This window comes from Cognatiyoonia sp. IB215182, from assembly GCF_033963905.1.
Taxonomy (GTDB): Bacteria; Pseudomonadota; Alphaproteobacteria; order Rhodobacterales; family Rhodobacteraceae; genus Yoonia.
Map to the genome: position 1 here is coordinate 321,620 of NZ_JAXBMB010000006.1, position 13,144 is coordinate 334,763.

Consider the following 13,144-nt stretch of genomic DNA (forward strand, 5'->3'; position numbering starts at 1 on the left):
TGATACAAAAGCGGTAGCTGTGGGTCTATGAAATGATTGTATCGGGTACAAAATGGGAAGAGGACCTGCAGCGCGCCGGGAAATCGAAGTACAAAGCGCTGGCCAAGGCCATTCGCGAAGGCATTGTATCGGGTCAAATGCCCGCCGGGCACAAGCTACCGCCGGTGCGCGAACTTGCCTTTCAGGTTGGCATGACGCCGGGCACCGTGGCGCGCGCCTACAAGCTCTTGATCGATGAAGGGCGGTTGGAGGCGGGGGTGGGCCGCGGTACCTTTGTGGCCGGTGGGCAGCGCGCACCACAACCGGTCGTGCCCGGCACGCCGGTCATGCATGACCCGGTTTATGAAATGCATGCCCGCGCCCATCTGCTCAGCCCGAAAATGCCGGAAATGGGGCAGGCCGCGCTGATCCGTGACGCCATGCATGCTGTTGCGAATGAGACTGATGCCGAGGCGTTGTTGGGCTATCCCAGCCGCGACAGTGATGTGCCCGCGCGGTTGGCGTTTGCCAAGATGCTCAGCCCCGATCAGGTTGGGGTGTTCACATTGGATGATGTGGTCACGTCACATGGCGGCCAAAACGGGATCATCATGATCTTGCAAAGCCTGTTGCGCGGCCCCAACCCGCTGGTTGCGGTTGATGAGCTCAGCTATGGCGGCTTCCGTTCTGCCGCGCTGGTCAGCCGCGCGGCGCTTGTCGGCATCCCGTGGGATGATCAGGGGCCGCGTCCGGATGCGCTCGCAATGGCGATCAAGGAAAAGGGGATACAGGTCTTTTGCACCTCGGCAGAGGTTTGCAACCCGACCGTGCTGTCAACATCTGCGACGCGCCGGCAAGAGATTGCACGGGTGGCGGAACGCTATGGCGTGCATGTGCTGGATGATGATTGCTACCGGCTGATGGGAACGGCCTATACAGGCCCGAGCTATCGGATGCTGTTGCCCGAACTGGGCTGGTATGTGACGTCGCCTTCGAAATCCATCACGGCGGCATTGCGGATCGGCTTCGCAATTGCGCCAAACGGCTGGGCCGGGGCGCTTATGCGCACGGCGACCTTTGGGTCATTTGGCGTCAGTCGGTTGGTGACAGATGTCTATGCGCATATCATGGCGCAACCGATGCTGGATCAGGTGACGGGGCAGATCAGGGCGCGGATCAGGCAGGATATCCGCGCTGCGGTCAATGTGCTGGGCCGTTACCGGATGAACTGGTCAGAGGACGTGCCGTTCTTCTGGCTCGACCTCCCGGGCGGATGGCGGGCGGGCGAGTTCTGTCAGGCTGCCGAAGCCGCGGGCGTTCTGGTGAAATCAGCCGAGGACTTTTCCTTGCGCGACGGCAGATCCGTTCATTCGGTGCGGGTTGCGGTGAACGGACGTGTGCCGCACAGTCGTTTTCTGGATGCGCTACAGGTCCTGCGTGATTTGTTGGACAACCCGCCGGAAAGATTGGCTGTGTGATGGGGTAAAATAATACCTAAATTGTAAAGCATTGTTTTTGCTTAATTTATCACGGCATGTTGCGCTTGACTGTATCTTGCGCCCCTTTATAACGCCGCAATCCGAATGAATGCGGCCCGGTGCCGCCCCAACGATATTGGTGAGACATGAAGACCTTTACCGCAACTCCGGCGGATATCGACAAGAAATGGATCCTGATCGACGCCGAGGGCGTGGTTCTGGGCCGTCTTGCCTCGATCATCGCCATGCGCTTGCGCGGCAAGCACAAACCATCCTTCACGCCGCACATGGATATGGGCGACAACGTGATCGTCATCAACGCAGAAAAGGTCCAGATGACCGGCAACAAGCGTGATGAGAAATACTACTGGCACACCGGCCATCCCGGCGGGATTAAGTCCAAGACCAAGGCGGAAATCCTGGAAGGCGCGCATCCTGAGCGCGTTGTGATGAAGGCCGTTCAGCGCATGCTGCCCGGAGGCAAGCTGAGCCGTCAGCAGATGACCCATCTGCGTGTCTTTGCTGGTGCCGAACATGGGATGGACGCCCAGAAGCCCGAAGTGCTCGACGTCAAATCCATGAACAAGAAAAACACGAGGAGCGCATAATGGCCGATCAAGTGAACTCGCTCGAAGAGCTCGGCCAGGTTGCCGAAGGTGTTGAAGCTGTCGAAGCTGTTATTGAGACCGCTACACCGCGCGAGCCCGTCCGTGATGAGCTGGGCCGCTCTTACGCGACCGGCAAGCGGAAGGATGCGGTTGCCCGTGTCTGGATTAAGCCGGGTTCCGGTAAGGTGACCGTGAACGGGAAGGACATGAACGCATACTTCGCGCGTCCTGTGCTGCAGATGATCCTTGCACAGCCTTTCACTGTTGCCGGTGTCACCGGTCAGTTTGACGTGGTGGCCACGGTCAAAGGCGGTGGTCTCTCCGGTCAGGCCGGTGCGGTCAAGCACGGTGTGTCCAAAGCGCTGCAGCTTTATGATCCGTCGCTGCGTCCCGCGCTGAAAGCCGCGGGCTTCCTGACCCGCGACAGCCGCGTGGTTGAGCGGAAGAAATACGGTAAGGCCAAAGCGCGGAAGAGCTTCCAGTTCTCGAAGCGTTAAGAATTTTTCACGGTTTTGTCGAAGGGCGGTCCGACTGGGCCGCCCTTTTTTTTGCGTTCAGCTGGTCTTGCGCTTGCGGGCCTGCAAGTTGGCGCTGGCATAGGTGTTGATCATGTTCAGCGTGTTCACGAAGGCCTCAATCGAATAGCCGAAGATGAAAGATAGCAAATAGATCAGCGGTCTGTTCAGGTCGACGGTGAGCGTCAGGATGTTGGACGGCACAAGCAGCATCGAAAAGGTCAGCGCTGCGAGGCCAGCAAACACGGTGCGTAACACCGAATAGCTCAGGCTAAGGGCCGAGACATTCGTGTTCAGAATCCGCCACATGCAATAGACGATCGAGCCCAACGCGCCATAGATGATCGGTAGCGCCCAGAGGTGGACGATGTTCAGCCGCTCTTGCAATTCCTGCATGCGGGCGATCACTGAATAGCGCGATTGCGCATAGGTGCTACTTGCCTCGCGGCCCGCAGCCTGCATCGTGGCAAGTTCAATCCGGGCAATTTGCGACAGGCTTTCGCGGAAGCTGCTGTCGACTGGGCCGCCCTCAAGCGCGCCTGCTGGATCATCCGGGAGCGTATCGGTCCGCATGTGCACCGTCTGGATATCACTGATTTCAGGACAGGCGAGGAAAGGGACCCATGCGCTGTCCGTCCCGCAATAGCGGTCTTGCGCGGCGTTTCGCCATTTGGTGATGGGGTTAAAGTCTTCGCGCAGTTCATGCATGCGCTGCGGCAGCAGTTCCTCGCTGTGATATTGCGTTTTCAGCGCCGAGAACTGCTCAAGATAGACAAGCTGCGGTTCCAGATCGCCGTTTGGCGTGGCCCCTGCGGATTGGGCAAAGTAGTTTTCAAGCTCGACCAACTGCATCATCGCGCCGAAATGGTCGAATTTGACGAATTCCTGCGCCTCTTGAATCACGAAGGTCGCCCGGTTCGACCAATACGAGAAATGAAAGGCCCCAACCACGAGGACAAAGCCGATGATTGCCAATAGCGGACTGCTGAGGGTGTGGTGCTTGCTGCGATGGGGTGAACGGCCGCTCAGCACCTCATTCAGCGTATAGGTATCGACGGTTGCCAGCGCATTGTCATAAGCCTCTTGAAACGCGCGGCTGAGTTCGTTGACCTCGTCATCGGTGAAGGTCTGGTTTTTGCCTTCATCCTCGTAATCGAAAGGTTTGTTGTCAAAAGGGCGCAACGCGCTGACCAAAGCCAGACAATCCTGCCCTTCGATCCGCAGAAGATAATCCCGCACATGCGTGCTTTCGCGCCTCAATTTGTCCAGGCTGCTTTCCGTCTTTCGCGAAAGATAGGCCATTACTGCATCACGCCCTGGACGGGTCCCTGTGGTAGCGTGCAGCGGCAGATCTGGCCCTTATTGACCACGACGACCGGCCAGCACCATTGTCCGCTTGGCAGTACGCATGAGCCTTGGGGGGCTTGTTGGGCCGCGACGGGCACGGTCAAAAAGATGAATGTGATCAGTGCAACGAGGCACTGTTTGATCGTTGAAATAAACATAGAAACCCTCGACTAAAATCGTGTGGATCGCTTAAGCACTTTAGAAATAATGACTAAAAATTAACACAAACTGTGCCCAGCGTCAAAACAATGCCGGGCAAGGTATTCCTGACCGGCGCAAATAGCGCGAATGGGGATTGCACTTTGATGAGGCTGCGACAAAGCTCTTTGCGATGTGGCAGCGAATAGTATCCAGTGAGGGCGGACGCAGCGCGCTGATGATCAGCCCGCCGTTTCTTTATGCGCTGCTGCTTTTAGCCTTTCCGCTGGCGGCGATCTTCCTGTTCAGTTTCTGGACGCAGGACTTCATGACTGTCGATACGACATTCACGCTGGATAATTACCGCGAGATCGCCACCCAGCCGATTTATGGCACGCTACTAAAGCGGTCGCTTTATGTCTCGGCCTGTGTGACGGCCGTGACGGTTTTGCTCGCCTTTCCAGTGGCTTATTATGTGTCCTTCCATGTGCGCCCGGAACGCAAATCGCTGTGGCTGTTCCTCATTACGATCCCGTTCTGGACGTCCTATCTGATCCGCGTTTTTCTGTGGAAGGTGATCCTGGGCTTTAATGGCGTGATCAATACCGGGCTGATCAATATCGGCCTGATTGAAGAACCGCTGACCTTTATCCTTTATAACGTCAATGCGGTGATCATCACGTTGGCGCATGCTTTCGCCCCCTTTGCGATCCTGCCGATTTTTGTGGCCCTGGAAAAGATTGACCGGTCGCTCTTGGAGGCGGCGCAGGACCTTGGCGAGAACCGGGTGATGACGTTCTTTCGGGTCACATTGCCCCTGGCGATGCCAGGTGTCGTTGCGGCGGTGTTGATCGTGTTCATCCCGACCATCGGCGATTACGTGACGCCTGAACTGATGGGTGGAGCGGGTGGCAAGCTGATCGCCAATATGATCCAGACCCAGTTTCTGGCCTTGAACAACGCGCCTCTTGGGGCAGCCCTTGCCATCGTCGCGATGGTCTGTGTCTCTGCGATTGCGCTGGTCTTTGTGTTGCTCAATCGCCGTTGGCTGCGGGGGCGGTCATGAGCTTGCGGTTCTACGCCATTGCCTACCTGATTTTCCTTTACGCACCAATCGCTTTGCTGCCGATCTTTGCGTTCAATGATGCGACGATTATCGCCTTCCCGCTGAGCGGCTTCACCACGAACTGGTTCTCCGAATTGTGGACGAACACCGCCTTGCACACCGCCGTTGGCAACTCGGTCTTCATCGCGGTGATGACGGCGATCCTGTCGACCTTGCTGGGCATCTGCGCCGCCCGCGCGGGGGCGATGGCCAATTTCCCGCTGAAGGCCGGCATCATGGGCTTCATCATGTTGCCGCTTGTTTTGCCGGAGATAATCGTGGCGGTCTCTCTGCTCGTGGTCGTGGTGCAGATCTTTGATCTGGGCCTGTCGAACTGGACGATCATTGCGGCGCACGTGTTGATCTGCACGCCGTTCAGCATCGCGATCCTCAACGGCGCCTTTCAATATTTGGACCCGTCCATGGAAGAGGCGGCGATGGATCTGGGTGAGACCCGGTTTGGCGCGTTCCGGTCCGTCACCTTGCCGCTGGTGATGCCGGGGATCATTTCATCGATGCTGATCGCCTTCACGATTTCCCTCGATGAGTTCATCATCGCGTTTTTCCTGTCCGGCGTCAGCCCGACGATGCCCGTCTATATCTGGGGGCTTTTGCGCTTTCCGGCCTCATTGCCGGTGGTCATGGCGCTTGGGACAATCCTTGTTGCGCTTTCTATCCTGTTGCTCACAATCGCAGAAATCCTGCGCCGCCGCGGCCTGGCGCGCGCGGGTGTCGCGGATAAAGGGGGCTTTCTTTGACCTCTCTGATCACGCTGGAAAGCGTCAACAAGTATTACGGCGACTACCACGCGCTGCGCGATATTGACCTCACGATTGACGAAGGAGAGTTCTTTTCGCTGCTCGGCCCGTCGGGCTGCGGCAAGACCACGCTCTTGCGGACGATTGCCGGTTTTGAGAGCGTTTCCAGCGGGTTAGTGGCCATCGGTGGTAAGGATATGGCGGGGGTGCCCGCGAACCTGCGGCCGACCAATATGGTCTTTCAGTCGTATGCCATTTTTCCGCATCTGAGCGTGGAGGAGAATGTGGCCTTTGGCCTGCGCAAGCGGTCCGACCTGAACAGGCAGGCCAAGCAGGTGCTAGTTGATGACGCGCTGGATATGGTGGGGCTGGATGGCTATGGCGGGCGCGCCGCCCATGCGCTGTCCGGTGGCCAGCGGCAGCGTGTCGCGCTGGCCCGCGCGCTGATCCTGAAACCCAAAGTGTTGCTATTGGATGAGCCGCTTTCGGCGCTCGACAAGAAGATGCGCGAGCAGATGCAGGTGGAACTGATGCGCCTGCAGCGCCATGTGGGGATCACCTTCATTCTGGTCACACATGATCAGGAAGAGGCGCTGGTGATGTCTGACCGGATTGCTGTGATGTTCGAAGGCCGCATCGGGCAATTGGCGGATGCCGAGACACTTTATCGCCGTCCGCGCAACCGGCAAGTGGCTGAATTCATTGGCAAGATGAATTTTCTGGAGGCAGATGTGACGGCGATGGGTGACACCATCTCTCTGCAGGTTCAGGGGCTGGGTGGCTTGCAGATCACGCCGGAACAATCGCCAGAGGTGCGCGAGACCGGCGCTGCTGTCGTGGGGATCAGGCCTGAGACTTTGGGCATTCTCTTTGAGGGCGAGACCACCGACCGGAAGTTGGCGGAAGGGGTTGTTGATGAGGTCGTCTACTACGGCGACATGACCTATTACGACGTGCGGATTGCCGGGGTCGAGAGGCCGCTCAACATCGCGATGAAGAACATCATCGGGCAGCCGGTGCTCGATGTGGGCGCGCCTGCGCAGGTGATCTGGGATGAACGGTCTTTGGTGTTGCTGAAGTGACCGAATGCGCACAGGTTGCTGTTTGTCCTGAGGCAAGCGCCACCATCGGGCAGATCGGCGCGCTTGTAACGTCATGTCAACGAAGCCGCCAACTGTCTGATGGCTGACCTTTGCTGAGATGCAAGCGACACTCGTCTTCAAGACAATCTCCGATCACCAGCCTTCGCGAACGTCCACGAGAGTGTCTCGCCTTACTAGTCCTTCTGGCTTGTCGGCACCCAGCCCGGCTTTGCGTTCCTTTCGGCACGCGCGCGACTTTGTTCGCGTTCGGTTGCATCGATCGCTCTTGCCCTAGCCTGAACATACCCGCTGTCGCCCGGCTCTCTGCCTGGAATGATGACTTCTTCAAACTTGGCAGGTGCCCCAGTTCTTTCGCGCTGCCAGTCACCAAAGGATAAGGGATTTTCCAAATCCGTGAAATCGCGCTCACGATACGCACGGAAATCAGTTTTGGTTGATGATTGGCGACTTTCGCCCATGGATCTGTCAAACAACTGACGTGCCATCACCGATGAAACTTTCTCCGGATATCCAAGATGCAAAATGCCAGAAAGCAGCATATCGCTGAGGCTTGGACCTGCCTGTTCGGTGCCATCCAGGTGTTCTTGGCGAACGATCATTTTCTTGTCTGTGTCCAGATCACCGGGTCGCTTGCTCGCATCAATCTTCAAGCCACGAAATCCCATTTCGAAGACCAGCCTTTTGATGCCGTTTACAAGTCCTGGATCGTGAAGGATGTTCATACGCACATGCGGGGCCGCATCTTTGAGTACTTCGTCCACAAAGCGCTCTTCATCATTCAGACGGTCGCGTGAGTGTGTTCTGGATGTGTATATCCGTGTCGTCAAACCGCGGGCCCCGTCGACGCCAGGATAGCCGATCAAGACGGTACCCACGCTGGAATCGTCATCCGTTATGATGCTGGATCTATCGTTGTCTTCGATACTCAAGGCGTCAGGATTATCGTTCGCCAACGCATGTGCGCCGTCCCGGGTTACGTTTCGCGTATTGACTTGTACAGGTGTAGGCGGGCGGGCGCCATCGCCTTCCTGAAAAGCATGATCGCCGACAGTGGCGGGCTGCACGTCATCGCGTTGAACAGGGGCCGCGATATGCGCGTTGGCTGCTGCATTACCTGTCGCATCAGATCCCGTAGTATAGGCCATCGTCATTGTTCCTTGCTGAATGTGGCGCATCAATTGGTGTCGTGTTGCGACATTACAAATGTTGCACTGGCGCGCTGTCACATTTGATACGGGGAACCGGAAAAACTTCTGACACGTCCAAATGCACCGGACTGGTGAGTGTGTTTTGAACATTATGTGCGCCGTAGTTCCTGCATGTCACCGCAGCCGCGTCCTGCCGCCGCTGATCTCGCCGTGGGCGCAGGGTGGGCAATGCAATAGGGCGGCCCAATCCACCTTCTGTTGGGTATCGCGAAAGGATGGCGTGGCTGGAACGGAGCCGTTTCTCGTCATCCCAGAGCATGACCCCCAAAAAAAGTGCCGCCCAATCGATTTGGGCGGCACGTGCTGTTTGATGCAAGCAGGGCTATTCCGCGGGTGTGGCGCCGTTGGGTTTGGCTGCGTCAATCACCTCGGGCTTTGGGGCGGTGATTTCCTCGGCCTCTTTCGCCGGGCCGGGGTAGGCGTTGCCTGTAACTTCGGCCAGACCGCCCTCCATGCTCAGGCCCAGTTCCTCGCCCAGCTTTTTCATTGCGGGCATCTGCAGGGCCATGCCCATGATGCTGTCGAGCGCCTGGTTGACCGGGGCGCCGGGCGTGCCTTCACCACCTGACGCGCCGTTCATGCCGGTGACCTGGTGGATCTTGATGCTGTCGATCTTTTCGGCAGGCTTCACCATTTCGGCCACGATGGCGGGCAGCGCTTCCAGTCGCGCGATGTCGAGCTTCATCTTGATGATCTCGGCGCTCAGCGCGTTTTCGGCACCCGCGATGGCGTGGCGACCCTCGGCCTCGGCCAGCATGTCGCTTTTCTTGGCTTCGGCGCGGATGGTGAGCGCGTCTGCATCGGCTGTCGCTTCTTCGCGAAGGGCGGCGGCGCGGTCGGCCGCGGCATCCTTTTCGGCCTCGGCTGCCAGACGGATCGCGGTGGCCTGACGCTCAGCCTCTTTCGTGGCTTCGATCAGGGCGATCTGCTTGGCGCGGTCAGCCTCGGCCACGGCACGGGCGGTCTCAATCGCCTCTTGTGCCTTTTTGGCCTCTGCGCGGGCAGTGTCGGCGGAAGCACGAGCGCGACTTTCTTCCTCGGACTTTTGCGCGATGATGATCTGACGATCCTGATCGGCGACTTCGAGTTCACGTTCATTCGCGATCTCAGCCTCGCGGATTACGCGCTCGCGTTCGATCTCGGCTGCGCGGATTTCACGCTCTTTCTCGATCCGGGCCTTTTCCTTGGCCTGATCCGAGATTTCCTTGTTCCGCGCGATCTCGGCCTCTTGTTCGGCCTGCAGGATCTCGATCTGTTTGATCTGGGCGATCTTCGCCTCTTCCTGCGCACGCTCAATCTCGTATTTCTGGCGCTCGGCTTCCATTTCCGCCTGACGGACGGCCACGTCCGCCTCAGCCGTAATCGTCGCGCGCTCTTTCTTCGAGGTCGCGATCACCTCGGCCAGTTTGCGCATACCGACCGCGTTAAAGGCGTTGTTCTCGTCCAGCGCGTCGAACGAGGTCTGGTCGAGTGCGGTCAGCGAGACCGATTCCAGTTCGAGACCGTTCTTCAAGAGGTCCTCGGAAATCGCGTTCTGCACCTCTTGTACGAATTCAGAGCGGTTTTCGTGGAGTTCATCCATAGACATGCGCGCGGCAACCGAGCGGAGGCCGTCAACAAGCTTACCTTCGATCATCTCGCGCAGCTGATCGACGTTGAATGTGCGGTCACCCAGGGTCTGGGCGGCGCGGCTGATGCCGTCTTCGGTCGCGTTGACCGAGACGTAGAACTCCACACCCACATCCACACGCATCCGGTCGCGGGTGATGAGTGAGGCGTCGTCTTTCCGGTGCACCTCCAACCGCAGGGTCTTCATGTTCACGTATGAGATTTCGTGCAGGAACGGGATCGCGATCGTGCCGCCATCCATGATGACCTTGCGCCCGCCGGATCCGGTTTTGACAAGGCTGACCTCGCGCGTTGAGCGGCGATAGAGGCGGGCCATGATGAGGCCGATGAAGATGAAGAGGCCGATGATTGCGGCCGCAATGATGAGTATGGATTGCAGATCCATTTACGTCTCCTTTGTTAGAGAAAGTTGTTTGTTTGGTTGCGGTTACGTTGTGATGTCGACGACAAAGAACATGCCGTCGCGTTTGCGGATCACGTGCACATCGCGCCCTTGCGGGATTTCCACGTCATCTTCCAGCGGTTCGACCCGCAGGTAGTGGATGTTGCCGTGCCGGTCCTTGATCTTGGCCTCGGCCGGGCGGCCACGGCGGGCGGTGCCTTGAGTGATCACCCCGTGATGGCCACCCAGAAAGCGGGTGCGCATGGCGGTGCTTTCGGTCTTGGGCATGATTGCGGCGACGATGCGCGCGATGAAGCGGGCGCAGTAGATGCCGGCGATCGTAGCCAGCGGCAGGCTGGCGGCAAGCGGGATTGTGACCCCGCTGATCGCGGCGCCCGCATTCAGGATCACAAGGCCAGAGAGGCCAAAGATCGTAAGGAACGAGACCAACCAGATCAGGAACGGCACCTCGCCGATGCCGAGCCAGCCCAGCAGCCCAGCGGGGGCGGCCGCGGCGTCGGTGTCAAAGTCCGGCTCCACGTCGAGATCGGCATCAAGATCGATGTCAAAATCGGCGTCGATATCTAGATCGACATCAGGCGCATCGGACCCGATGGCCATGATGCTGCCGCCAAGGATGAGAGAGATGATTTCGAGGATAAAAAGACCCAGAACAACGCAAAGTGCGATGGAAAACGGATAGGCTTCGGGGGCTAAGAATACTGCGATCATCTGGTCTCCTTTGATGTATACATAGGTATACGTATGATCACGTTAAAGTGAGTGTCGCAAAAATTTCACATAAATCGGAGCGCTGATCAAATCAGGAGTGTCGTTCAAGCTATTGAAATTGATATGAATACCTAATTCCCAAAGTTTCGATGCCGGGATTGGTTTCCGTGGCGTTTGCGTTCGAGCGGTGGTCGAAAAACACTGTCAGGCTGCCCGCATCGCCGAAGTTCACACCCGCCCCAAGCGCGCCACGGAACTGCAGGGGAAAGCCCAGATCCGGCCCTTCGCCGCGAAAGTAGACACCCGGCATGAGCGAGAGTTCGATGAAGATCGGACTGTCGGAAATCCGCTCCGTGCTCCATTTCCCACCAGCGCCAATCCAGAAATCATCGTCGCTGGTCAGGCTGGCCCCAAATGTGGGCTGAAACGCGCCGTAGCGGCGGGGCAGGTCGTAGGTGGCGTAGATTTCTTCGCCGATATCCTCTTCCTGAAAATAGGTATCGGCATATTGCACGCCAAAGCGCTCTGGCGCCTCACTTTGCTGTAAGCAATCAGTCGGGCAATCATTCAGGTAGGTATCAAGCCCGCCCACGATAAAAAAGAACACTGCAAATCGGCTGTCCATGGTTTTCCTTTAGCGATCAGGTTCGATCAGGCCGAGCCCGCGGAGATAAATGCCAATGCCGGTTTCCAGCAGGTCTTCGGGCGGGAAGGGGCTTTTGGTGCCGGGGTTGGAACGTGCGAAAAGTTCGACCACGCCGTGGGACATGGCCCAGATATGGGCGCTGAACATCTGCGGAGGCGGGCGTTTTTCTTCGGGGATATGCTGGCTGAGTTCGGTGGCGGCCTTTTCCAACACGCCCATGGCGCGGGTGGCGACGCTGTGCAGCTCTGGCGTGCGGTTGATCGAAATGCCGGATTCGAACATCGCGATGTAGTAGCCGGGATACTTGTTGGCGAAGGCGAGGTAAGCGCGGCCAGTCGCCTCAAACGCCGACAGGGCGGAGGGCTGGCCATCGTTATAGGCATGCTCCATCAGGTCGCCGAACATCTCATAGCCTTGCTGGGCTGCAGCGGCGATCAGATCTTCGCGACCTTCGAAATGGCGGTAGACGGCGGCGGGGGTCACACCGGCCTCACGCGCGGCCTCGGACAGCGTAAAACCGGTGGGTCCGCGCTTTTCAATGAGCGTCAGACAGCCATCGATAAGGGCCGCGCGCAGATTACCGTGATGATAGCCGCGCTTAGGCATGCCAGAGGTCTGGCCCCCCAGCGACAGCCGGGTCAATCTCGCCCAGCGCTTTTGCGTCTTTATGTGGGTAGTCCAGTTGATGCAGAACACTCCGGATCACCTGCACGCGGGCGCGCCGCTTGTCATCGGATCGGATCACGATCCACGGTGTCTTCTCACTATGCGTACGTTGCAGCGTTTCGTGGATACTGTCGGTGTATTCCTGCCATTTGGCGAGGCCCTCGACATCGATCCAGCTGAGCTTCCACTGTTTGAGAGGGTCCTTCTCGCGGTCAAGAAACCGCTTAAGCTGGGTCGCGCGGCCAACATTCAGCCAGATTTTGATCAGTGTGATTCCCTCATCCACCAGCATTTGTTCAAATTCCGGCGTCTGCGTGAACCACCGCTCCCGTTCGTCGTCAGTACAGAACCCGAAGACATGTTCGACGACGCCCCGATTGTACCAGCTGCGATCAAAGATCGTCATCTCACCCTTGGCGGGCAGATGCGCGATGTAGCGCTGAAAATACCATTGCGCAGCTTCTGTATCCGTGGGTTTTGAAAGCGCCACGACCTTTGTGTTGCGTGGGTTCAGGTTTTCGCGGATGCGTTTGATCGTGCCGCCTTTGCCAGCTGCATCGCGCCCCTCAAAAACAATCGCAATTCGCTGTCCGGTTTGCTTGACCCACGCCTGCACCCGTACCAGCTGCAATTGCAGCGCTTCAAGAGCCGCTTCGTACTCTTTGCGATCCCAGCGTCTGTCATAGGGGTAAGAGGGATTGAGAATATCGGATTTGCCGGCTGCTTTGATCGCATCCCTGACCTCTTTGGGCGCCTGATCGTCAAAAAAACGACTGATGCCTCCGTCAAAGGGTAAAACCATGAAAACTCTCCCGATCTTCTGGGCACTTATATGGGGGTTTCCGTGGCA

The 13,144-nt window shown here is 57.9% G+C and carries 13 protein-coding genes; 6 read left to right on the forward strand and 7 right to left on the reverse strand.

Going from position 1 to position 13,144, the window contains the following annotated elements; translation table 11 throughout:
- The first annotated feature begins 32 nt into the window (after positions 1-32).
- The 3 genes from SLH47_RS14540 to rpsI all read left to right on the forward strand — a co-directional run bounded on the left by SLH47_RS14540 (position 33) and on the right by rpsI (position 2,562).
- Complete coding sequence (locus SLH47_RS14540) at positions 33-1,457, forward strand: PLP-dependent aminotransferase family protein (protein WP_320240270.1); 1,425 nt, start codon at positions 33-35, stop codon at positions 1,455-1,457.
- A gap of 146 nt (positions 1,458-1,603) precedes the next feature.
- Positions 1,604-2,065 (forward strand): 50S ribosomal protein L13, encoded by a 462-nt coding sequence (gene rplM, locus SLH47_RS14545; RefSeq protein WP_320240271.1) that lies wholly within the window; start codon positions 1,604-1,606, stop codon positions 2,063-2,065.
- Positions 2,065-2,562 carry a 30S ribosomal protein S9 gene (rpsI, locus tag SLH47_RS14550; protein WP_320240272.1) on the forward strand — a complete coding sequence of 166 codons (498 nt, stop codon included), beginning with the start codon at positions 2,065-2,067 and terminating at the stop codon, positions 2,560-2,562. The genes rplM and rpsI overlap by 1 nt, the downstream gene beginning before the upstream one ends.
- A gap of 57 nt (positions 2,563-2,619) precedes the next feature.
- On the opposite strand, the gene SLH47_RS14555 is transcribed toward rpsI, so the two are convergent.
- Positions 2,620-3,882 (reverse strand): hypothetical protein, encoded by a 1,263-nt coding sequence (locus SLH47_RS14555; protein ID WP_320240273.1) that lies wholly within the window; start codon positions 3,880-3,882, stop codon positions 2,620-2,622.
- A gap of 376 nt (positions 3,883-4,258) precedes the next feature.
- On the opposite strand from SLH47_RS14555, the gene SLH47_RS14560 reads away from it, so the two are divergent.
- Genes SLH47_RS14560 through SLH47_RS14570 form a run of 3 tightly spaced genes read left to right on the forward strand, consistent with a single transcriptional unit; the run spans position 4,259 to position 7,010 of the window.
- The gene (locus tag SLH47_RS14560) at positions 4,259-5,131 is read left to right on the forward strand and encodes an ABC transporter permease (protein WP_320240274.1); all 873 of its coding nucleotides are present in this window, start codon (positions 4,259-4,261) and stop codon (positions 5,129-5,131) included.
- On the forward strand, positions 5,128-5,928 hold the full coding sequence (locus SLH47_RS14565) for an ABC transporter permease (RefSeq protein ID WP_320240275.1): 801 nt from the start codon (positions 5,128-5,130) through the stop codon (positions 5,926-5,928). The genes SLH47_RS14560 and SLH47_RS14565 overlap by 4 nt, the downstream gene beginning before the upstream one ends.
- Positions 5,925-7,010, forward strand: a complete 1,086-nt coding sequence (locus SLH47_RS14570) for an ABC transporter ATP-binding protein (RefSeq protein ID WP_320240276.1) — start codon at positions 5,925-5,927, stop codon at positions 7,008-7,010. The genes SLH47_RS14565 and SLH47_RS14570 overlap by 4 nt, the downstream gene beginning before the upstream one ends.
- Positions 7,011-7,204: 194 nt before the next feature.
- Here SLH47_RS14570 and SLH47_RS14575 read toward each other — a convergent pair whose 3' ends face one another.
- The 6 genes from SLH47_RS14575 to ppk2 form a co-directional block, all read right to left on the reverse strand.
- Positions 7,205-8,176 carry a hypothetical protein gene (locus tag SLH47_RS14575; RefSeq protein WP_320240277.1) on the reverse strand — a complete coding sequence of 324 codons (972 nt, stop codon included), beginning with the start codon at positions 8,174-8,176 and terminating at the stop codon, positions 7,205-7,207.
- A 385-nt stretch (positions 8,177-8,561) separates the two neighbouring features.
- Positions 8,562-10,253, reverse strand: a complete 1,692-nt coding sequence (locus SLH47_RS14580; RefSeq protein ID WP_320240278.1) for a flotillin family protein — start codon at positions 10,251-10,253, stop codon at positions 8,562-8,564.
- A gap of 42 nt (positions 10,254-10,295) precedes the next feature.
- Complete coding sequence (locus SLH47_RS14585; RefSeq protein ID WP_320240279.1) at positions 10,296-10,982, reverse strand: YqiJ family protein; 687 nt, start codon at positions 10,980-10,982, stop codon at positions 10,296-10,298.
- Between the two features lie 109 nt (positions 10,983-11,091).
- A complete protein-coding gene (locus SLH47_RS14590; protein ID WP_320240280.1) occupies positions 11,092-11,607 on the reverse strand; it encodes an acyloxyacyl hydrolase in 516 nt (171 codons plus the stop codon).
- 9 nt (positions 11,608-11,616) lie between these two features.
- Positions 11,617-12,234, reverse strand: coding sequence for a TetR/AcrR family transcriptional regulator (locus SLH47_RS14595; protein WP_320240281.1), 618 nt, complete (start codon positions 12,232-12,234; stop codon positions 11,617-11,619).
- Positions 12,227-13,096: a polyphosphate kinase 2 gene (gene ppk2 / locus SLH47_RS14600; RefSeq protein ID WP_320240282.1), complete on the reverse strand. Its 870-nt coding sequence runs from the start codon at positions 13,094-13,096 to the stop codon at positions 12,227-12,229. Before ppk2 ends, SLH47_RS14595 begins: the two co-directional genes overlap by 8 nt.
- Positions 13,097-13,144: the final 48 nt, after the last annotated feature.

Coding starts and splice junctions, on each gene's coding strand:
- SLH47_RS14540 (WP_320240270.1), top strand. CDS start 33: ATGATTGTATCGGGTACAAAATGGGAAGAGGACCTGCAGCGCGCCGGG.
- rplM (WP_320240271.1), top strand. CDS start 1,604: ATGAAGACCTTTACCGCAACTCCGGCGGATATCGACAAGAAATGGATC.
- rpsI (WP_320240272.1), top strand. CDS start 2,065: ATGGCCGATCAAGTGAACTCGCTCGAAGAGCTCGGCCAGGTTGCCGAA.
- SLH47_RS14555 (WP_320240273.1), bottom strand. CDS start 3,882: ATGGCCTATCTTTCGCGAAAGACGGAAAGCAGCCTGGACAAATTGAGG.
- SLH47_RS14560 (WP_320240274.1), top strand. CDS start 4,259: ATGTGGCAGCGAATAGTATCCAGTGAGGGCGGACGCAGCGCGCTGATG.
- SLH47_RS14565 (WP_320240275.1), top strand. CDS start 5,128: ATGAGCTTGCGGTTCTACGCCATTGCCTACCTGATTTTCCTTTACGCA.
- SLH47_RS14575 (WP_320240277.1), bottom strand. CDS start 8,176: ATGGCCTATACTACGGGATCTGATGCGACAGGTAATGCAGCAGCCAAC.
- SLH47_RS14580 (WP_320240278.1), bottom strand. CDS start 10,253: ATGGATCTGCAATCCATACTCATCATTGCGGCCGCAATCATCGGCCTC.
- SLH47_RS14585 (WP_320240279.1), bottom strand. CDS start 10,982: ATGATCGCAGTATTCTTAGCCCCCGAAGCCTATCCGTTTTCCATCGCA.
- SLH47_RS14590 (WP_320240280.1), bottom strand. CDS start 11,607: ATGGACAGCCGATTTGCAGTGTTCTTTTTTATCGTGGGCGGGCTTGAT.
- SLH47_RS14595 (WP_320240281.1), bottom strand. CDS start 12,234: ATGCCTAAGCGCGGCTATCATCACGGTAATCTGCGCGCGGCCCTTATC.
- ppk2 (WP_320240282.1), bottom strand. CDS start 13,096: ATGGTTTTACCCTTTGACGGAGGCATCAGTCGTTTTTTTGACGATCAG.